This window comes from Sphingobium sp. MK2, from assembly GCF_040170545.1.
GTDB lineage: Bacteria > Pseudomonadota > Alphaproteobacteria > Sphingomonadales > Sphingomonadaceae > Sphingobium.
In genome coordinates this window covers 15,952-36,105 of sequence record NZ_JAZDXA010000023.1, presented here as the reverse complement: position 1 = coordinate 36,105, position 20,154 = coordinate 15,952, and the positions used below count along the sequence as shown (strand labels likewise).

The 20,154-nt window shown below is 63.0% G+C and carries 17 protein-coding genes; 6 read left to right on the top strand and 11 right to left on the bottom strand.

Annotated features, from left to right (window positions below; translation table 11 throughout):
- Entirely contained in the window at positions 1-1,173 is a 1,173-nt protein-coding gene (locus tag V2I08_RS12005; RefSeq protein ID WP_349635311.1) for a Yip1 family protein, read from the bottom strand.
- A gap of 128 nt (positions 1,174-1,301) precedes the next feature.
- Here V2I08_RS12005 and dnaE point away from each other — a divergent pair, with 128 nt between their 5' ends.
- Positions 1,302-4,847 (top strand): DNA polymerase III subunit alpha, encoded by a 3,546-nt coding sequence (gene dnaE, locus V2I08_RS12000; RefSeq protein WP_349635335.1) that lies wholly within the window; start codon positions 1,302-1,304, stop codon positions 4,845-4,847.
- On the opposite strand, the gene V2I08_RS11995 is transcribed toward dnaE, so the two are convergent.
- Entirely contained in the window at positions 4,848-5,912 is a 1,065-nt protein-coding gene (locus tag V2I08_RS11995) for a PA0069 family radical SAM protein (RefSeq protein WP_349635310.1), read from the bottom strand.
- Between the two features lie 104 nt (positions 5,913-6,016).
- Between V2I08_RS11995 and rnr the strand changes: the two genes are divergently transcribed.
- Positions 6,017-8,317, top strand: coding sequence for a ribonuclease R (rnr, locus tag V2I08_RS11990; RefSeq protein WP_349635309.1), 2,301 nt, complete (start codon positions 6,017-6,019; stop codon positions 8,315-8,317).
- A gap of 59 nt (positions 8,318-8,376) precedes the next feature.
- Here rnr and V2I08_RS11985 read toward each other — a convergent pair whose 3' ends face one another.
- Positions 8,377-8,832: a universal stress protein gene (locus tag V2I08_RS11985; RefSeq protein ID WP_069067086.1), complete on the bottom strand. Its 456-nt coding sequence runs from the start codon at positions 8,830-8,832 to the stop codon at positions 8,377-8,379.
- A 186-nt stretch (positions 8,833-9,018) separates the two neighbouring features.
- Between V2I08_RS11985 and V2I08_RS11980 the strand changes: the two genes are divergently transcribed.
- Genes V2I08_RS11980 through V2I08_RS11965 form a run of 4 tightly spaced genes read left to right on the top strand, consistent with a single transcriptional unit; the run spans position 9,019 to position 12,748 of the window.
- Positions 9,019-10,314 carry a pyruvate dehydrogenase complex dihydrolipoamide acetyltransferase gene (locus V2I08_RS11980; protein WP_349635308.1) on the top strand — a complete coding sequence of 432 codons (1,296 nt, stop codon included), beginning with the start codon at positions 9,019-9,021 and terminating at the stop codon, positions 10,312-10,314.
- Positions 10,314-10,715 (top strand): acyl-CoA thioesterase, encoded by a 402-nt coding sequence (locus V2I08_RS11975; RefSeq protein ID WP_037474587.1) that lies wholly within the window; start codon positions 10,314-10,316, stop codon positions 10,713-10,715. The genes V2I08_RS11980 and V2I08_RS11975 overlap by 1 nt, the downstream gene beginning before the upstream one ends.
- A 22-nt stretch (positions 10,716-10,737) precedes the next feature.
- Entirely contained in the window at positions 10,738-12,135 is a 1,398-nt protein-coding gene (gene lpdA, locus V2I08_RS11970; RefSeq protein ID WP_349635307.1) for a dihydrolipoyl dehydrogenase, read from the top strand.
- Positions 12,113-12,748, top strand: a complete 636-nt coding sequence (locus V2I08_RS11965; protein WP_349635306.1) for a phosphatase PAP2 family protein — start codon at positions 12,113-12,115, stop codon at positions 12,746-12,748. Before lpdA ends, V2I08_RS11965 begins: the two co-directional genes overlap by 23 nt.
- Here V2I08_RS11965 and V2I08_RS11960 read toward each other — a convergent pair.
- From V2I08_RS11960 to V2I08_RS11925, 8 genes are all read right to left on the bottom strand, one after another.
- Positions 12,725-14,167, bottom strand: coding sequence for a DUF2142 domain-containing protein (locus V2I08_RS11960; protein WP_349635305.1), 1,443 nt, complete (start codon positions 14,165-14,167; stop codon positions 12,725-12,727). The genes V2I08_RS11965 and V2I08_RS11960 overlap by 24 nt on opposite strands.
- Before the next feature lie 130 nt (positions 14,168-14,297).
- Complete coding sequence (locus tag V2I08_RS11955) at positions 14,298-15,242, bottom strand: hemolysin family protein (protein WP_349635304.1); 945 nt, start codon at positions 15,240-15,242, stop codon at positions 14,298-14,300.
- Between the two features lie 8 nt (positions 15,243-15,250).
- Positions 15,251-15,766: an rRNA maturation RNase YbeY gene (gene ybeY / locus V2I08_RS11950; protein WP_349635303.1), complete on the bottom strand. Its 516-nt coding sequence runs from the start codon at positions 15,764-15,766 to the stop codon at positions 15,251-15,253.
- A gap of 116 nt (positions 15,767-15,882) precedes the next feature.
- A complete protein-coding gene (locus V2I08_RS11945) occupies positions 15,883-16,887 on the bottom strand; it encodes a PhoH family protein (protein WP_310223852.1) in 1,005 nt (334 codons plus the stop codon).
- A gap of 100 nt (positions 16,888-16,987) precedes the next feature.
- Positions 16,988-18,337: a tRNA (N6-isopentenyl adenosine(37)-C2)-methylthiotransferase MiaB gene (miaB, locus tag V2I08_RS11940; protein ID WP_349635302.1), complete on the bottom strand. Its 1,350-nt coding sequence runs from the start codon at positions 18,335-18,337 to the stop codon at positions 16,988-16,990.
- Positions 18,338-18,346: 9 nt separating this feature from the next.
- Positions 18,347-19,105, bottom strand: coding sequence for a lysophospholipid acyltransferase family protein (locus tag V2I08_RS11935; RefSeq protein WP_349635334.1), 759 nt, complete (start codon positions 19,103-19,105; stop codon positions 18,347-18,349).
- A gap of 2 nt (positions 19,106-19,107) precedes the next feature.
- On the bottom strand, positions 19,108-19,530 hold the full coding sequence (locus V2I08_RS11930; protein ID WP_037474568.1) for a Fur family transcriptional regulator: 423 nt from the start codon (positions 19,528-19,530) through the stop codon (positions 19,108-19,110).
- Positions 19,531-19,666: 136 nt separating this feature from the next.
- A complete protein-coding gene (locus tag V2I08_RS11925) occupies positions 19,667-20,095 on the bottom strand; it encodes a MucR family transcriptional regulator (protein ID WP_349635301.1) in 429 nt (142 codons plus the stop codon).
- Positions 20,096-20,154: the final 59 nt, after the last annotated feature.

Genomic DNA, 20,154 nt, shown 5'->3' with positions numbered 1-20,154 from the left:
TCACTGCGCCAATGCGGCCAGCTTCTCCGGGCCGATCGTCTGTACCGCAGACTTGAGTTCGTCGATATTGGCCACGGTGCCGCTGGCGGACAGCATGAAGCGATTGGCAATGCTCGTCGCATATTTGCCGTCGCGGCTTTCCTTATCCCAGCTTTCGTTGACCAACTGTCCATCGACCGTCTGGGTGCGCTCATAGCCGGTCGCTGTTTCGCGGTTGGACTGGACGTTGAACGCTGCGCCGATCCCGGTCATCGCGCCCATCGCCGCCATGTCGATGATTTCCACCTTCATTTCGTCGTCGCCTGCCCGATAACGTGCGCTGGCCTGCGCGCCGCCAGCCATTCCCGCGCTTTCGATTTCGGTCCGCTCGAACTGGCCGATTCGGTCAGGCAGCAACGCCTGTAGCGCGGACGGGGAAAGGGCGACGGCGGGCGCGCCAGTCTTGGCCGCGTCCTCCATCTTGCGCGCGGCTTCCTCCATCTTCTTGCCGGCGGCGTCGAGCTTGCCCAGATCGACCGTGCCGACACCCGGAATGGTCATTTGCCCATCGACTGTGGAGTCGCCCAACGACGGCGCGGCCAATCGCGAAAAGGGCGCAGCGACAGCACCGGCAAGGAGGGACAGCAATATGGCGGCGACGATCGTCACGACCGTATAAGGCATGGCCTTGTCGGCTGGTGCCCGCATCAATCGCGGCAGGCCGAGATACAGGAGATAGAGGCTGTAGAGCCCCAATATACTCAATATGCCGAGCATCGGCAGCAGCAGGAATATCCCGGCCAGCCAACTTGCCGTCGCCGAATAGGCCGCCACCTTGACCGCCTTGACCATATCCTTCTGGCCGCCGAACCGGGGTGCCAGCATGTTGATCAGCCAGGCCAGCACGAACAGGCCGATCAGCGAAAACACATATTGGGCAATGGCGCTGCCGACGGCGCCGACCAGCGATGGCCGGAACATGATGCCAAGCGCGCCATAGCCGAACATCTGGCCACCAATCAGCCCGGCCAGCGGTGGTATCGCGGCCAGGATCATCGCATAGCCAATGAAGATGCTGCCGACGCTGGCAGGTTCGGCGTCGATGACCTCCCATTCGCTTTTGGGTTTGATCAATATGGATTTCGCCCTGTCGATTAGTCCGGGGGGCGTGGAAACCGGGTTCATGTCCGTCATGATGGCCTTCTCCCTGTTTGTCGCGGAATTTGACCAGCAGGACGCCGCGAACGCAAGATCAATATGCGATTTCGAAGAATGATCGGCAGGGGGCTGGCGTCGAATCGCGGCAGGTGCATATTGGGGCCATGCCTCATGCCGCTTTCGTTCCCCTTCGTATCTTCTCCTCCTACACCATGCTAGAAGGCGCGATCGACCCCAAGGTCATCGCCAAACAGGCCAAGGCGCTGGGCTTTCCTGCCGCCGCCATCACCGACCGCAACGGCCTTTATGGCTCGATGGCCTTTTCCGACGCCTGCAAGAGCGACGGGGTGCAGCCGATCATCGGCGCGATGCTCGGCATCCTGCGGCCTGGCCGCCCGGCCAATGCGTCAGCGGTCCATGACTGGCTTGCCCTCTATGCGCAGGATGCGACGGGCTATGACAATCTCTGCGCGCTCGTTTCCATGGCGCATCTCGACCGGCCCTTGGAAGAAGTGCCCCATGTCGGCCTCGACGTGCTGGAGGGCCGCACCGAGGGCTTGATCGCGCTGACCGCAGGTGGGGAGGGGGCGTTGGCGCGCCTCTTTGCCGAGGATCAGCCGGACGCGGCTTTTGCCTATGCCGACCAGCTACAAGCCTTGTTTCCTGACCGGCTCTATATCGAACTGTGTCGCCGCCTCGATCCCGTCGAGGGTAAGGCCGAGCCGCATCTTCTCGATCTGGCCTATGCGCGCGACCTGCCTTTGGTGGCTACTAATCCGACCTGCTTTACCGAGCCGCATTTCCACGCGGCGCATGACGTCATGCTCTGCATCGCCGATAGCGCCTATGTCGATATGCCCGACCGGCGCACCAGTTCGCCCGACGCCTGGATGAAGCCGACCGGCGAGATGAAGCGGCTGTTCGAGGATCTGCCCGAAGCGCTCGCCAACACGCTGGTCGTGGCGCAACGCTGCGCGGTCGCCGCACCCAAGCGCAAGCCGATCCTTCCGAGCTTGGCAGGTGACATTGAGGGCGAGGCGCGGATGCTGCGCGACTTGGCGAGCGCAGGCCTTGATGCGCGGCTCGCCAAGCTGGGTATTATCGACAGTGCCGCCCGTCAGCCCTATCTGGACCGGCTCCAGTTCGAGACGGACATCATCATCCAGATGGGCTTTCCCGGCTATTTCCTGATCGTCGCCGACTTCATCAAATGGGCCAAGGATCATGATATTCCGGTGGGTCCGGGCCGTGGTTCGGGTGCCGGGTCGGTCGTTGCCTGGGCGCTGCTGATCACCGACCTTGATCCACTGCAACTGGGCCTGCTGTTCGAACGCTTCCTGAACCCGGAACGTGTGTCGATGCCCGACTTCGACATCGACTTTTGCGAAACCCGGCGCGGGGAGGTGATCCGTTACGTCCAGCAGAAATATGGCGTCGATCATGTCGCGCAGATCATCACGTTCGGAAAATTGAAGGCCCGCGCCGTGTTGAAGGACACCGGCCGCGTTCTGCAGATGAGCTATGGCCAGGTAGATCGCCTTGCCAAGCTGGTGCCCAACCACCCGACCGACCCCTGGACGCTGGAACGCTCCTTGAACGGCGTTGCCGAGTTCCGCGCGGAATATGACAATGATGCGCAGGTCAAACGGCTGATCGACTATGCGATGAAGCTGGAGGGCTTCCCGCGCCACAGTTCCACCCATGCGGCGGGCGTGGTGATTGGCGACCGACCGTTGCAGCAGCTCGTGCCGCTCTATCGCGATCCTCGGTCCGACATGCCCGTCACCCAGTTCGACATGAAATATGTCGAGGGCGCTGGCCTGGTGAAGTTCGACTTTCTGGGCTTGAAGACGCTGTCGGTGCTGCAAAAGGCGGTTCAGTTGCTGGCGGCGCGTGGGGTGACGGTCGATCTCGATACCCTCGCCTGGGACGATAGTGCCGTCTACGAGCTGCTTCAGCGTGGCGACACCGTGGGCGTGTTCCAGTTGGAATCGGAAGGCATGCGCAAGACGCTGGCCGCCGTCCGACCGACCAATTTCGGCGACATCATCGCGCTCGTCTCGCTCTACCGTCCCGGCCCGATGGACAATATTCCGATGTTCGGCCGTCGCAAGAACGGGCAGGAGGCGATCGAATATCCCCACATATTGCTGAAACCGATCCTCGAAGAAACCTATGGCATCTTCGTCTATCAGGAACAGGTGATGCAGGCCGCGCAGATCTTGGCGGGCTACAGCCTTGGCGATGCCGACCTGTTGCGCCGCGCCATGGGCAAGAAGGTCAAGGCCGAGATGGACGCGCAGCGCTCGCGCTTCGTCGAAGGCTGCGCCGCCAAGAGCGACATTCCCAAGGCCAAGGCGAACGAACTGTTCGACTTGATCGACAAATTTGCAGGCTATGGTTTCAACAAGAGCCACGCCGCCGCCTATGCGTTGCTTGCTTACCAGACGGCCTGGCTTAAGGCGCATTATCCGGCGGAATTTTACGCCGGGTCGATGGCTTTCGATATTCATCTGACCGACAAGCTGACGATCTTCGTCGATGATATGCGCCGCATGGGGCTGACCTGCCTTGCGCCCGACATCAACCGCAGCCAGGCGGACTTTTCGGTCGAGGCGGTGCCTTATGAAGGCGAAGACCCCCGTTTGGGCTTTGCCGTGCGCTATGCGCTGGGTGGCCTCAAAGGCGTGGGCGAGAAGGCGATGGACCAGTTGGTCGCGGAGCGCGATGCGGCCGGGCCATTCAAATCGCTGGACGATTTCGCTGACCGCATCGAACCGCGCCTGCTCAACCGGCGTCAGTTGGAAAGCCTGGCGGCGGCGGGGGCGTTCGATGATGTCCATCCCGATCGCGCGGGAGTCCATGCGGCGGCGGAAACGATTCTGGCTGTGGGCGTCAGTGCGGCGCAGGCGCGGGAGAGCGGGCAGGGCGGCCTGTTCGGCGACGTTGAGACGCCCCATGCCGATGTCCGCATTCCCCCGCATCAGGCCTGGACCGTGTCCGATCGCATGGCGCAGGAAAAGGAGGCGTTCGGCTTCTATTTCTCCGCCCATCCAGTCGATCGCTACCGCCATCTGGCCGATGCGCGTGGTGCGCGCAGCTATGGCGCGGTCTGTCAGCAGCCGGTGGGCATGCCGAACGAGGAAGGGCGCGTCATGACCATCATGGCGGCCATGGTGGAAGATGTGCGCTGGCGCGAAACCAAGCGCGGCGCGCGTTATGCCAACGCCACCTTCTCCGACAGTAGCGGCCAGTTTCAGGCCAGTTGTTTCGAGGAGGATGCCTGTAAGGCGATCGAGGAATTGGCGCGCGACGGTGATTGCGCCTTGCTGGTTGTCGAACTGGACCGGCTACCGGGCGAGGAAACGCCGCGCGTCACGGTGCGCGGCGTCGAACCTTTCCGCCAGATCGCCAGTGCCTCGCGCATGGAATTGACGGTCGATGTGGAAACGGCGGAGGCGGTTGCCAAATTGGCGGAGATATTGGGGCAGGCCGAAGGCGGGCGCAGCGAAATCTTCCTGCGCGCGCCGGTCAGCGATGGCCAGGCGGCGCGCGTCTTCTTGGGCGACAGGTTCAGCCTGGGCGCGGATCAAGTAGATGCAATCGGGGCTATCCGGGGTCTGACCATCCATCGCTTCGAGCGGATGGACGTGAAGGCGGACGGCTATAAGACGCGCACCCGCCGGTCGGGCATGCGGTTGGTGGGCTGATTAAAAGAGCCGCAGCTGCGCGCCTTCGGGCGGGCGGAACAGGTCGGTGCGCAAGGTCAGCCGCTCGTCGCCAAAGCCGGCCTTCCGGCGGGCCTTGACGAAGCGGCTGCGGATCAGGTCGGCCCACACGCCTTGCCCACGCATCCGGCTGCCGAAATTGGGGTCATTATCGCGCCCGCCGCGCAGGTCGCGGATGATGGCCATTACTTTGGCCGCGCGGTCGGGATGATGCGCGTCGAGCCAGGCGCGAAACAGCGGCACCACCTCATGCGGTAGGCGGACGAGGATATAGTTGATATCTCGCGCGCCCGCCGCTGCGACACGGGCGACGAGGCTTTCGATTTCATGGTCGTTGATGGCGGGGATGATCGGCGACATGTTGGCTGTCACGGGAATGCCCGCCTGCGCCAGTTGCGCGATCGCCTCCAGCCGCCGTTCGGGATGGGGTGCGCGGGGTTCCAGCGTGCGGGCGACCTTGGGGTCGAGCGTGGTGACGGAAATCATGACCGCCACCAGATTGTCGCGGGCCAGGTCCGCCAGCAGATCAATGTCGCGCAGGATGCGATCGGACTTGGTCGTGATGAAGGTCGGGTGCCGCGTTTCGACCAGCACTTCCAGCACCTGCCGCGTGATCCGCCAGTCCTTTTCGATCGGTTGATAGGGATCGGTATTGGTCCCCATCGCGATCGGCGCGACGCTGTAATTTTTCCTGGCCAGTTCGGTGCGCAGCAGGGCTGCTGCATCCGGCTTGGCGAAGAGCTTGGTTTCGAAATCCAGCCCCGGTGACAGGTCATGATAGGCGTGGCTGGGCCGCGCATAGCAATAGATGCAGCCATGTTCACAGCCGCGATAGGCGTTGATGGATCTGTCGAAACCGATGTCGGGAGAGGCGTTGCGGGCGATGATGGTGCGTGACCGTTCGACCGTGACTTCGGTGCGGAGTCGCGGGAGTGCGCCTTCCAGCATGGCCAGGTCGAGCCAGTCGCCATCGACCGCCCGCTGCGGTAGATTGAAGCGTTGGCTTTCGCCGTTGACGGTCGCGCCTCTGCCCTTTTCGATGGTCATGACCAAGATTAGAACAAATAAGGAACGATGGCAACAGGGTGGTCGAGCATCGGTTCGGACCAGAGCACTGGCGTCACGCGGGCGGCGTGCCTATAGCTAAGTGCATGGCATCAACCCAAAAGCACAAGACACCGGACAAGGTCCGCCCCGCAGGCTTCCCGACGCGCGATCAGGTGATGGATTTCATCACCACATCGGACCAGCCCGCGGGCAAGCGGGAGATCGCCAAGGCCTTCGGCCTCAAGGGGCAGGAGAAGATCGCGCTCAAGGCGCTGCTCAAGGATATGGCCGACGAAGGGCTGATCGACCTTGGCCCCGCGCGCGCCTTTCACAAGCTGGGCGGCGTGCCCAAGGTGACGGTGCTGCGGATCATTGATGTCGATGACACGACGCTGATCGCGACGCCCGAACGGTGGGAGGCCGAAGGCCAGCCCGCGCCGCGCCTGCGCATCGTGGAGCGCGGCAAGCGCGGCGCGCTGACCATCGGCGATCGCATCCTGGCACGGACCGAGGAAGCGGGGCGTGGCTGGGTCGCGCATCCGATGAAGAAGCTCGCCAAGGCGACCGAAATGCTGCTGGGCGTGGTCGAGGAGATGGCCGACGGCAAATTATGGCTGCGCCCGGTGGACAAGCGCATCCGCAAGGATACGCCGATCAGCGACGCGGGCACCGCCAAGAAGGGCGACCTCGTGCTGGCCGAGCCTTCCGGCCGCCCGCCGCGCATTTCTGCGCGGGTGACTGACATATTGGGCGACCCCTTCGCCCCGCGCAGCTTCAGTCTGATCGCCATTCACAAACATGGCATCCCCCATGTCTTTCCCGAAGCGACGGAGGAAGAGGCGCTGGTCGCCGCTGCCCTGCCGCTGCATGAGGAGAAGCGCGAAGACTTGCGCCACTTGCCGATCGTCGCGATTGATCCGGTGGATGCGCGCGATCATGACGATGCGGTGTGGGCGGAAGCGGACAGCGACCCGGACAATAGTGGCGGGTTTCGCGCGATCGTCGCCATTGCCGATGTCAGCTACTATGTACGCCCCGGCAGCGCGCTCGATCGGGAGGCACGCAAGCGCGGAAATAGTGTTTATTTTCCTGACCTTGTCGTACCGATGCTACCGCATCAGCTATCGTCGGACATGTGTTCGCTTCGGGCCGGACAGGACCGGGCGGCGATGGCGTGCCACCTGACCATCAATGCGCAGGGGAAGGTGACGGCCTGGCGCTTTAGCCGCGCGGTGATCCGCGTTGCGTCGGTCATGGCCTATGAGGATGCGCAGGCGGCGATCGACGGCACGGGCCAGCATGATCTGCTCGAAACGGCGCTCAAGCCGCTATGGGCTTGCTGGGCACTGTTGCACAAGGCGCGGCTGGCGCGCGAGCCATTGGCGCTCGACTTGCCCGAACGGCGGGTGGTGCTGGACGAATGGGGCAAGATCGTCAGCGTCGCTGTCCGCGAACGGCTCGATGCGCATATGCTGATCGAGGATTATATGATCGCGGCCAATGTCGCGGCGGCCAAGGCGCTGGAAGCGAAGAAGGCGCCGGTCATGTACCGCGTCCATGAACCGCCAAGCCGCGACAAGCTGGTGGCGCTCAAGGAATATCTGGCGACGTTCGACATTGAATTTGCGCTGGGGCAGGTGATCCGGCCCGCGACGTTCAACCATCTGATCAAGCGGGTGGGGGAAGCGGAAGCCAAGCCGCAGATCATGGAGCAGATTTTGCGCAGCCAGACCCAGGCCTATTATAGTCCGCAGAATATGGGGCATTTCGGCCTGGCGCTTGGCTCCTATGGCCATTTCACCTCGCCGATCCGCCGCTATGCCGACCTTTTGGTCCATCGTGCGCTGGTGGGGGCTTATGGGTTGGAACTACCCGCGCCCAAGGGCGGGACCATCCCCGACCGATCCTCGCTCAGCCAGGAGGATTATGAGAATATGGGCAAGGTCGGAGAGATGATCTCCGGCCATGAACGGCGCGCGATGGAGGCCGAACGCGATACGGTCGATCGCTATGTCGCCGCGTTCCTAGCCACCCATGTCGGCGAACTGGTCAAGGCGCGGATTACCGGGGTTCAGAATTTCGGCTTCTTCGCCACTGTCGATGGCCTCGGCGGTGATGGGCTGGTGCCGGTTTCGACCATGGGCGCGGAACGCTTTTTCTATGACGAGGCGGGCAAAGCGTTGGAAGGCGTCGAGAGCGGTGATCGCTATACGGTCGGCCAGCGGCTGGAACTGCGGTTGGCCGAGGCTGACCCGATCAACGGATCGCTACGCTTCGAGCTGCCCGATCATCCCGCGCCGCGCGGCGGGCCGATGAAGCGGGACCGGACGCGGCCGGGCAGCCATCGCGGGCGGCCGATCAACATCCGGCATATGGGGGCGAAGCGGGGCAAGCATAAGCGGTAATGTGAAGTTGGGAGATGGGTTCCCGCTTTCGCGGGAATGACGGTGGATGGATCGACGCTCTAGCTCAAGCGGTCGATCGATTCCGCGTCGAGCGCGCCGGGGATGACCATGATGGGGCAGGGCATTCGACCTGCGTCTGCTCCCGCAAAATGTGACACCAGAGGGCCGGGCGGACCGCTGGCGGCGGCACCCAATACCAGCGCGGCGACATCGTCCATTTCGTCGAGTGTTTCGCGCACGACGGCGACGGCTTCGCCCTGGCGGACGGTGATGCTGGGACGTATGCCGGATTCATCCATCAATGTTCCGGCTGCACTGGTCACCAGCGCCTCGGCGCGTTGCAGCGCTTCATCCTCCATCGTCGCCTGTACGCCGCCCCACTGGACAAATTCGGCCGGCGGAATCAGGGCGAGAATGCGGACGGTGCCGCCGGTCTTGGCCGCGCGTCGCGCGGCGAAGCGCAGCGCGGTTTCAGCCTCCGGCGATTCGTCCACGACAACCAGATATGCCCGCACTGAATATTGCCCCTGCAAAGATTTGATGGCCATGCCGTTCGGTCAATCGGACCGAACGAACCATAGGGGTGAAATGTGGGCCATAATCGGCTTTGGCGCAAGGCGTCCCTTGACCGTTCCGGCGAATGCGTGAAAACGAACAGCAAATGGCGCGTGCCGCATAATTGAAGAAGAGGCCTAGAACGCATGAGCAAGACGATCCAGATGCCCGCTTTGTCCCCCACCATGGAGGAAGGGACGCTGGCTAAATGGCTGGTCAAGGAAGGGGATACGGTATCGTCCGGCGATCTGCTGGCGGAAATCGAGACCGACAAGGCGACGATGGAGTTCGAAGCGGTCGATGAAGGCGTGATCGCCAAGATCCTGGTATCGGAAGGCTCCGAGGGCGTGAAGGTCGGCACCGTGATCGCGATCATCGCGGAAGAAGGCGAGGACGTCGCGACCATCGCTGCCGGTGGTGGCGAAGCTGCGCCCAAGGTCGAGGCGGCACCTGCCAAGGCGGAAGCCGAAGCGCCTGCCGCAGCGCCAAAGGCTGCGGCTGCGCCTGCCGCTGCTGCCCCCGCTGAGGGTCGGGTCAAGGCCAGCCCGTTGGCGCGCCGTCTGGCCCAGGACAAGGGCATTGATCTGGCGGCGGTCACCGGTTCCGGTCCCAATGGCCGCATCGTGAAGGGCGATCTGGACGGGGCCAAGGCAGACACGGCCAAGTCGGCCGCTGCGCCTGCTGCCGCCCCTGCCGAAAAGGCTCCGGCGGCCCCGGCACCGGCTGCGCCGACCGGCGCGCAGGATTTCGGCATTCCGCACGAGGTCGTGAAGCTGAGCGGCATGCGCAAGACGATCGCGCGCCGCCTGACCGAATCCAAGCAGCAGGTGCCGCACATCTACCTGACGGTCGATATCCAGCTCGACAAACTGCTCAAGCTGCGCGGCGAACTCAATGCCGGGTTGGCCAGCCGCAAGGTCAAGCTGTCGGTCAATGACCTGTTGATCAAGGCGTTGGGCGTCGCATTGACCGAAGTGCCGGAATGCAACGTCCAGTTTGCGGGCGACCAGATGCTGCAGTTCAAGCGCGCCGATATTTCTGTCGCGGTGTCGATCCCCGGTGGTCTCATCACGCCGATCATCACGGATGCAGGCAGCAAGGGCGTCGCCGCCATCTCCGACGCGATGAAGGATCTGGCCAGCCGCGCCAAGGACGGCAAGCTCAAGCCGGAAGAATATCAGGGCGGCACGGCTTCGCTGTCCAACATGGGCATGTTCGGCATCAAGCAGTTCGAAGCGGTCATCAACCCGCCCCAAGGCATGATCATGGCGATCGGCGCGGGCGAGAAGCGGCCGTTCGTGGTCGATGACAGCTTGCAGATCGCGACGGTCATGTCGGCTACCGGCAGCTTCGACCATCGCGCTATCGACGGCGCCGATGGGGCGCGGTTGATGAAGGCGTTCAAGGAACTGATCGAAAACCCGATCGGCATGTTGGCCTGATGCCGTTCGTCGATGAGCAGCCGCCGGAGCATCACCCGGCGGTGCGGGTCATCGCCATGCCCGCCGATACCAATCCCTATGGGGATATTTTCGGCGGTTGGTTGATGAGCCTGATGGATTCGGCGGCAGGATCGGTAGCCGCGCGCTACAGCCATGGCCGTGCCGTGACGATCGCGGTAGAGGGCATGACGTTCCTGCGCCCGGTCGTGGTCGGCGACGAGGTTTCGGTGTTCGCTACCCTCAAATCCGTTGGGCGCACGTCGATGAAGATTGCGGTAGAAGCGTGGCGTCGTGCGCGACATGACGACCGATCCTATCGCGTGACCCAGGCGACCTTTACCTTCGTGGCGATCGGCGAGGATCGCCAGCCCCGTTCCGTTCCGCCGATCGCGGAAGCCTAATTACAAGAAGCGAGTGTGACCCATGGCTGATACCTACGATCTCATCGTCCTCGGCTCCGGCCCCGGCGGCTATGTTGCCGCGATCCGTGCTGCGCAGCTTGGCCTCAAGACGGCCATCGTCGAGCGCGAAAATCTGGGCGGCATCTGCCTCAACTGGGGCTGCATCCCGACCAAGGCGCTGCTACGCTCGGCGGAAATTTTCCATTATATGCAGCATGCCAAGGATTATGGCCTGGCAGCGGACAATATCACCGCCGACATCGAAGCGGTGGTGAAGCGGTCGCGCGGCGTTGCCAAGCAGCTTAATCAGGGTGTCACCCACCTGATGAAGAAGAACAAGATCACCGTCCATATGGGCGATGGCAAGCTGGTGGCGAAGGGCAAGCTGTCTGTCACCAAAGATGGCAAGACCGAAGAACTGACGGCGAAGAATATCATCGTCGCGACCGGCGCGCGAGCGCGCGACCTGCCCGGCACGCCTGCCGATGGCAAGCGCGTCTGGACATACCGCCATGCCATGACGCCGCCGGAAATGCCGACCAAGCTGCTGGTCATCGGTTCTGGCGCGATCGGCATCGAGTTTGCGAGCTTCTACAACGACATGGGCGCTGATGTGACCGTGGTCGAGATGATGGACCGCATCGTGCCGGTCGAAGATGCGGATGTCTCCGCCTTCCTCGAAAAGGCGCTCAAGAAGCAGGGCATGACGATCATGACCGGCGCGGGCGTCAGCGACATCAAGGTGACGGACAAGGGCGTCAGCGCGAAGTTGAAGGACAAGGCGGGCAAGGAAACGGCCGCCGAGTTCAGCCATATGATCGTCGCCATCGGCATCGTTCCGAATACGGCCGACATCGGCCTGAAGGAACTGGGCGTCGAGATGGACGATCGCGGCTTCCTGAAGACCGACGCGATGTGTCGGACCAATGTGGACGGCATCTGGGCGATTGGCGACATCACCGCGCCGCCATGGCTGGCGCACAAGGCAAGCCATGAAGGCGTCATTACAGCCGAGGCGATTGCGGGCCAGCATCCCCACGCCATGGACCCGCGCAACATTCCGGGCTGCACCTATTGCCACCCGCAAATCGCCAGCGTCGGCCTGACCGAAGCCAAGGCGAAGGAAGCGGGTTATGAGGTGAAGGTCGGCATGTTCCCCTTTATCGGCAATGGCAAGGCGATCGCGCTTGGTGAGGCCGAGGGCTTCACCAAGACGGTGTTCGATGCCAAGACCGGCGAATTGCTGGGCGCGCATATGATCGGCGCGGAAGTGACCGAGATGATCCAGGGCTATACGATCGGCAAGACGCTGGAGACGACCGAGGCGGAATTGATGCACACGGTCTTCCCGCATCCGACCATTTCGGAATCGATGCACGAAAGTGTGCTGGCCGCTTATGGTCGTGCGCTCCATATCTGATCGCTGGACAGTTGGGAAAGGCGCGGGGGCTTTGGTCCTCGCGCTTTTGTGCGTGCTGGGTATCGCGGCGATACAGCAGGCCGGGTGGCTCGACAGGCTGAATACAGGTCTGATGGGCGCGGCTGGCGACGTGCGCGACAGTGCATGGGGCGGGCCATCCATTGCGCTGATGCGGCTGGCGACGGCGATTGGCGACACGATCGGCAGGATCGCGATATTGGCGGTGGTATTTTCCTTGCTGCTGTGGCGCGGGCGGCGTGCCGATGCGCGGTGGCTGGCGCTGATGATGGCGGGAGGCACGGCACTCAACCTGATCCTCAAACAAATATTTTCCGCGCCGCGCCCCGACCTGCTGCCGCATCTCGACATCGTCCATAGCTATAGTTTCCCCAGCGGCCATGCGGCGGGCAATATGATGTTGTTCGGGGCGCTGGCGATGCTGGCCGGGCGGCCGGTCTTTTACTGGATAGCGGCGATAATGACCGCGCTGATCGGGGTCAGCCGTGTGTGGCTGGGCGTACATTGGCCGAGCGACGTGATGGCAGGATGGATATTGGGGCTGGGCTGGCTGCTGCTGTGCCGCGTATGGCTACCAGCGCGGCGAGGGCAATAGCAGCGCCCGCGTGAGGCTGTCATACGGAGGCATACCGTCGGTGGTCACAAAGCCGTGAACCCAGAAGCTGTCGACTAAGGTCGCGGCGGCGATGACGAACAGCAGCAGGGCTGTGCCTGCGAACAGGCGCGGCGCGCCGCGGATCGGTCGGTCGGGCGAAAGCGCGATCAGGACCAGGGGCAGGATCGGCAGGAAATAGCGGCCCTGTGTTCCCTGAATATAGTCGGCCCCCAGCGGCGTGCCGGTCAGATACATGGCGGTTTCGATCAGCAGGGCGATGCCGCCCGCCATCGCCAGCCACCAGAGCCGCTGACCGATGCCGAAACGCGCGCCGGTGCCGGTCGCAACGCCCGCACCGAGCATCAACAGCGCCAGCGGATAGGCGATCAGCGGCAGCAGGATGGCGTTCCAGCCGAAGCGGCCGACGATTTGCAGCGCATAGACGGGCGCGCGCTCGGTGACGCTGGAGAGGAGGATGCGGACATAGGCCAGCGGATCGCGCAAGATGACGGCCAGTTGATCGGCGAGCGGCGCGGTCATCATCGTCTCGCCGGTGCGGCGCGACTGGATATGGTAGAGCGCCTGGCTGCCGCCGGACAATGTCATCCAGAGGATGAAGCCGATGGCCCCCACCAACATCGCCCCGATCAGTAGCCATGGCCGATAGTCGCGCCGGTCCTGCGGCCAGCGCAGGCCTGCCGCGATGATGGGGAGGTAGACGCCTTTGGCGAGGGCCAGAAGTGGCGCGGTGACGAACAATCCGGTGGCGCGGGCGGGGGATGCACCCATGAAGCCGATCCGCAACGCAAGCGCTAGGCCGAGAAAGGCGAGGCCGTTGATGACCGCATCGGGCGAGAGCGACCCGGTCTGATAGGCGAAGGTCGGGAGCAAGGCCGTTGCGAGCAGGGCATTGCGGCCGAAGGGGAGGCATTGAAGCGCAGCGATCAGCAGCAGCAGGCCGGTCGCCGCGTTGATGAGGCGGCCGACATAGAAGGCATCGCGTCGCGAGAGGTCGAGCGCGTCGGCGAGATACAGGCCGACCGCACCGGGGGCGTAGAGCGTGGGCGCGTAGCTCGCCACATTGGGAAAGTCGGCGAAGGCAGTGCCGGGCCGCTGCGCATCCGCGTCGCCGCTCCGTTCCAGCATGGTGCGATCGAAACGGCGCAACGTGGGCGGCACATCCGTCGGGAAGTCGACAGCGTGAAATTCCACGGCCGCGCGCGGCAAGGTCGCGCCGATCAGATCGCCGCGCTGTTCGGTCATCACGCGGCCCTCCGACAGCAGCAGCGCCTTCATATAATGCTGGTTTTCGTCGGGCACCTGAAAGGGCGGTGTGATCAGCGCGCAGAAAAGGGTGGCGATGGCGATGGCCGCCAGCATGATTTTTTCCAGGCCGACCCATGGCGCAGACAGCAGCATGTCAGCGTCTCGCGCGCCTTTTGTCCTGATCCGTTCGTTTCGCATCGCAGCCGCATAACGTCCTTTGGTCGCGATGCTAGAGTTTAGCCCTTAATATTTCCCGTGCGTAACAAAATTTTGCTGAAGCGGTCTATCCGTCGATGTCGTCGGCCGCTACGACGGGGGGATGGAGCCGCAGCCGACTGACGCGCCGTCCGTCGCTGGCCAGAATTTCCAGTTTCCAGCCGCTCTGTTCATGATCGAGAATTTCGCCCGGTTCAGGCACCCGACCCGCTATAACGAAGGCAAGCCCGCCCAACGTATCGACATCCTCGTCGACATCGCCCAGTTTCTCGTCAATTTCCTCGGCGACATCTTCCAGTTCGGCGCGGGCGTCGGCTTCCCACAGGCCGTCTTCCAGCGGGACCAGCATCGCTTCCGGGGCATCGTCATGCTCATCCTCGACCTCGCCGACGATTTCCTCGACCAAATCCTCGAAGGTCAACAGCCCCTCAGTGCCCGAATATTCGTCCAGTACGATGGCGAGATGGGTGCGCTTGGCGCGCATTTCGGCGAGCAGATCGAGCGCGCCCATGCTTTCAGGGACATAGAGCGGCTGACGGATCAGCGGTTCAAGCGTGTCGGGAACGGGGTCTTTCCCCGCCAGGATGGCGAAGGCATCACGGATATGGACCATGCCGACGATGGTATCGAGCGTGTCGCGATAGACCGGGATGCGGCTATGGCCCGCTTCGGCGAACAGCGCGGCGAGATCGGCGAAACTCGCTTTCTCCTCGATCGCGATGATGTCGGCGCGGGGCACGGCGACGTCATCGACCGTATGTTCGGAAAAATGGAGTAGGTTGCGGACCATCTGCCGCTCGATCGCCGAAAGATCGCCCTTGGTCGGCGGAGCCGCGCCGCCATCGTCCGCATCCCCGTCATATTCGTCGAGGGCCTCTTCCAGTTCCTGCCGCAGGCTGGTGGACTCGCTGTCACCGAACAGGAGCGACTTTATGCCGCTCCATAAGCCACCTTCGCTACTACTGTCCGATTCCTTGGAACCGTTGCCGTCCTTCGGGCTGCCCTCAGCCATAGTTAGTCCTAATCCCCTGTCATCATGCGATCCCCATAGGGATCGGGAAGTCCAAGACTGGCCAGCGCGGCGATTTCCAACGCTTCCATGGCCTGCGCCTCATTGTCGTCCATATGATCATATCCGAGCAAATGAAAAGTCCCGTGAACAATCAAATGCGTTGCATGATCAGCGAGGGAGATGCCCTTGTCGGCCGCTTCGGCGGCGCACACCCCCTCGGCCAGCACGATGTCGCCGAGCAGGACTTCGCCATCATCGGTATTGGCGGTGCTTTGCAGCAGGTCGGCCTGCACCATCGGAAAGGACAGGACGTTGGTCGGCTTGTCCTTGTCGCGATAGGCGCGGTTGAGTTCATGCACTTCGGCGTCGCTGGTCAGCTTGACCGCGATTTCATACAGCGCCTGGTCGGTCGCGAAGGCGGCATAGGGGCTGTGGGCGATGGCGGCGGCGACGGCGCTTTGGGCGAGCTGTTCCCAGTCCGAACCAGGCCAGCCATCTTCGTGGAGGAGAGCGACTTCAATCATATTGTAGGAATCTCATCATTCCGTTCGGTTCGAGCCGGTCGAGAATAATTCTCGACGGACGCTTCTCGACAAGCTCGAAGCTGCTCGAACCGAACGGGATTGGGGCATCGGCGACGTTAAGCATCCGGCCCCTCATAGGCCTGGACGATACGCCCGACGACGGGGTGGCGGACGACATCGCCGATGCCGAAGGGCACCATGGCGATCCCCTCGACACCCTCCAGCCGGGCGACGGCGTCGGCCAGGCCCGATGCGCCCGGTTGCGGCAGATCGACCTGCTTGGGATCGCCGCAGACGACCATGCGACTGCCTTCGCCGAAGCGGGTGAGGAACATCTTCATCTGCGCGATGGTGGTGTTCTGCGCTTCGTCCAGCACGATGAAGGCGTTGGCGAGCGTCCGCCCGCGCATGAAGGCGAGCGGCGCAATTTCGATCTCTCCGCTGGCGATGCGCCGTTCAACCTGCTCGGCGGGGAGCGTGTCGTAGAGCGCGTCGTAGATCGGGCGGAGATAGGGATCGACCTTCTCCTTCATGTCGCCGGGCAGGAAGCCCAACCGTTCACCCGCCTCGACCGCGGGGCGCGACAGGATCAGCTTGTCCACCGTGCCGGTGATGAGCTGGCTGACCGCCTGCGCGACTGCGAGATAGGTCTTGCCGGTGCCTGCCGGGCCTAGCGCGAAGATGATGTCGTTGCGGTTGAGCGCCTCCATATAGGTGACCTGGGTGGCCGAGCGCGGGACGATCGTCTTCTTGCGGGTGCGGATCATCACCGTGGGCGGTTCGGCGACATCATGGCGGATGATGCCGTCCAACGTCGGTTCCGAAGACATGGCGATGACGGCTTCGACCGCGCCGGTGTCGATCTGCTGCCCCGCGACAATGCGGTTGTAGAGGCCGGTCATGACGTCGCGCGCGCGAGCGGCGGCCTGCGCCTCGCCCTCGATCTGCAGCTTGTTGCCGCGCGCGGCGATGTAGACGCCCAGCCGATTTTCGATCGCGACGAGATTGCGGTCATATTGGCCGAACAACGTACCGAGCAGATGCGGCTTGTCGAAGATGACTTCGAGTTGCGCGCGTTCGGTCGATGGACCGCCAAAGCGGGTATTGGGTTTCTTGCCCATGGTCAGCCTCCCTTGCTCGTCATGCATCTCGTGAAGATCCGTCCCAGTGGGAGATCGGGGAGATGGCGTCCCGCCCATGCGGGAATGACGAGGCTTTGGTTCAAGCGGCTTTCCTCCTGCTATACTCGCCGGCCAGACTATTGGGACCGGCGCTGATGATATCGACTTCGATAAGGTCGCCGATCGCACTGTCGGGCGCGGTGACGTGGACGGACTGGAGCCAGGGCGTCTTGCCGATCAATTGACCGGGATAGCGGCCCTTGCGCTCCAGCAATATGTCGGTGCGGCGACCGACGGTGGCACTGTTGAACGCGACCTGATGCCGATTGATCGCAGCCTGGAGCCGGGCGAGGCGTTCGTCCATGACGGCGGCGGGCACCTGGCCGGCCATGTCGGCGGCAGGCGTGCCGGGGCGGGGACTATATTTGAACGAATAGCATTGGGCATAGCCGACGGCATCGACGATCTTGAGCGTATCCTCGAACTCCGCATCGGTCTCGCCGGGGAAGCCGACGATGAAGTCACCTGACAGGGCGATGTCGGGCCGGACGGCGCGGACCCGGTCGAGGAGGCGCAGATAGCTCGCCACATCATGGCTGCGGTTCATGGCCTTGAGAATGCGGTCATTACCTGACTGCACCGGCAGATGGAGGAAGGGCATCAACTTGGCGCAATCGCCATGCGCGGCAATCAGGCCGTCGCTCATATCGTTGGGGTGGCTGGTGGTGTAGCGGATGCGATGGAGGCCGGGCAGTTCAGCCAATCCGCGCACCAGCCCGTCCATGCCCTGCATCCGGCCCTTGTCATCCTCGCCCGACCAGGCGTTGACGTTCTGGCCCAGCAGGGTGATTTCCTTCACCCCGCCATCGACCAGCGCCTTGGCTTCATCAAGGATGGCAGTCCATGACCGGCTGATCTCCGCGCCGCGGGTGTAGGGCACGACGCAATAGGTGCAGAATTTGTCGCACCCTTCCATGATCGTGAGGAAGGCGGTGGGGCGTGCCTGCTTGGTGCGGGCGGGTAGGGCACCGAATTTGGACGCGGCGGGCATGTCGGTATCGACGGCTGCTTCGCCGCGTCCGGCCTTTTCGATCAGGTCGGGCAGGCGGTGATAGGCTTGCGGGCCGACGACAATATCAACGGTTTTGGCCCGGCGGCTGATCTCGCTGCCTTCGGCCTGCGCGACGCAGCCTGCGACAGCGATCATCGGGCGGGTGCCGTCTTCGCGGGTCATGCGGCCGATGTCGGAATAGACCTTGTCCACCGCCTTTTCGCGGATGTGGCAGGTGTTGAGGATGACCAGATCGGCATCCGTGCCGTCCGCTGCCGCCGTCATCCCCTGCGCGCCAAGCATCTCCGCCATGCGCTCGCCATCATAGACGTTCATCTGGCAACCGAAGGATTTGACGCGGAAGGTGGCAGGCGCTTTGGGGACATCGGTACGATTCATGGCCACCAGCTATATAGAGGGCGGGACAGAAGCGAAAGGGCGCTGGTGCAGCGCGATGCTGGTAGCGATCGCTTCGCGCGCGGTGGCCGCGATGACCTTTCGGTCGGCGCAGGTCGCGGGGTCGAAGGGCGGGAGGAAGCGCAGTGTCACTAAGAGCGATCCTTTGCGGCCGAGCATTTGCATGGCGTTGGTGCCTGCCGGTTCATCGCCATGCCAGGCGATCTCGCCGGTCGCTCCGCCATAGTCGATATGGACCGGCTGTATCAGTACTGAGCGAGGCGGGGGGAGAAGGACGGCAAGCAGGGAGGGTTTGAAGGGCAGCAGGCCGCTGCCGTCGCTGGTGGTGCCTTCGGGGAAAAGTGCGACCGGCTGATGCCCCTGTATGGCGTCACGCAGGGCGTCGAGTTGATGGGACAGCGCGCCGCGCCGTTCGCGGGCGACGAACAGCGTATTGTTCTGGGCTGCGAGCCAGCCGATCACCGGCCAGCGCGCGATCCCGTCATGCGCGACGAAGGCCGCGCCAGTGGTGCCGCCAAGTGCCAATATGTCGATCCAACTGACATGATTTGCGAGCAGAAACATGTCGCCATCATGCGGTTGCCCCGCAATCTCCACGCGCACGCCAACAGACCACGTCGCCATCGCCAGAAAGCGGCGTGGCCAAGGCGACCGTCGTCTGGCCAGTTTCCAGAGCAGGTGGGGGACAAGGCAGACAAACAGGCTGACGACCAGCGCTGCGATGCGGACCATGCGGCGCACAAGGGCCAGCGTCAGTTCTTCCGTTCGAGCGCGACGCCGTACAGTTCCATGCGGTGATCGACCAGTCGAAAACCCAGTTTTTCGGCGATCTGCTTTTGCAATTGCTCCAGTTCGGGATCGACAAATTCGATGACATTGCCGGTTTCGACATCGATCAGATGATCGTGGTGCGATTCCGGCGCAGCTTCGTAGCGGGCGCGGCCGTCGCCGAAGTCATGGCGTTCCAAGATGCCTGCTTCCTCGAACAGGCGGACGGTGCGGTATACGGTGGCGATCGAAATGCCGGGATCGATCATGGCGGAGCGTTTGTGCAATTCCTCGACATCGGGGTGATCCATGGCGTCGCTCAACACCTGTGCGATCACGCGCCGTTGTTCGGTGATGCGGAGGCCTTTTTCATGGCACAGGGCTTCGACGTCGATCTTGCGGTTCATGAAGGCTCGCTCAAATGGAAAGGCCGGAGGATAGCTTCATGCCTAGCGGCTTTTCTGCGGTCAGGAAAGGCCGGATACAGGAAAGGGGCGCATCAACGATGCGCCCCCCAATTCCCATATCCACGTCAGCAGACGCTTATTTCGCGGCGCGGGTCGTCCGGCGGCGCTTGGTGCCCAGGCCGATTTTCTTAGCCAGGTTACGGCGCTGTTCGGCATAGTTGGGAGCAACCATGGGATAGTCAGCCGGCAGGCCCCACTTGGCGCGATAGTCGTCCGGTGTCATCTGATAATGAGTCATCAGATGGCGCTTGAGCATCTTGAGTTTCTTGCCATCTTCCAGACAGACGATGAAGTCGGGCTTGATCGAAGAGCGTACCGAGACGGCGGGCTCCAGCTTGACTTCTGGCGCAGCGGCCGGCTCATTCAGTGCCGACAATGCACCATGGACATTCTGTATCAGAGTGGCAACGTCGGAGACGGCGACGCTATTGTTCGAGACATGTGCGGCGACGATGTCGGACGTCAAAGTAATGAGCAGTTCGCTCTGTGCCGATTCGGTTTCCATTTTTCTATTTCCTACGAAGGCTTTTTATAATGCGACCCGCCGGTGGAAATGGATTTCTA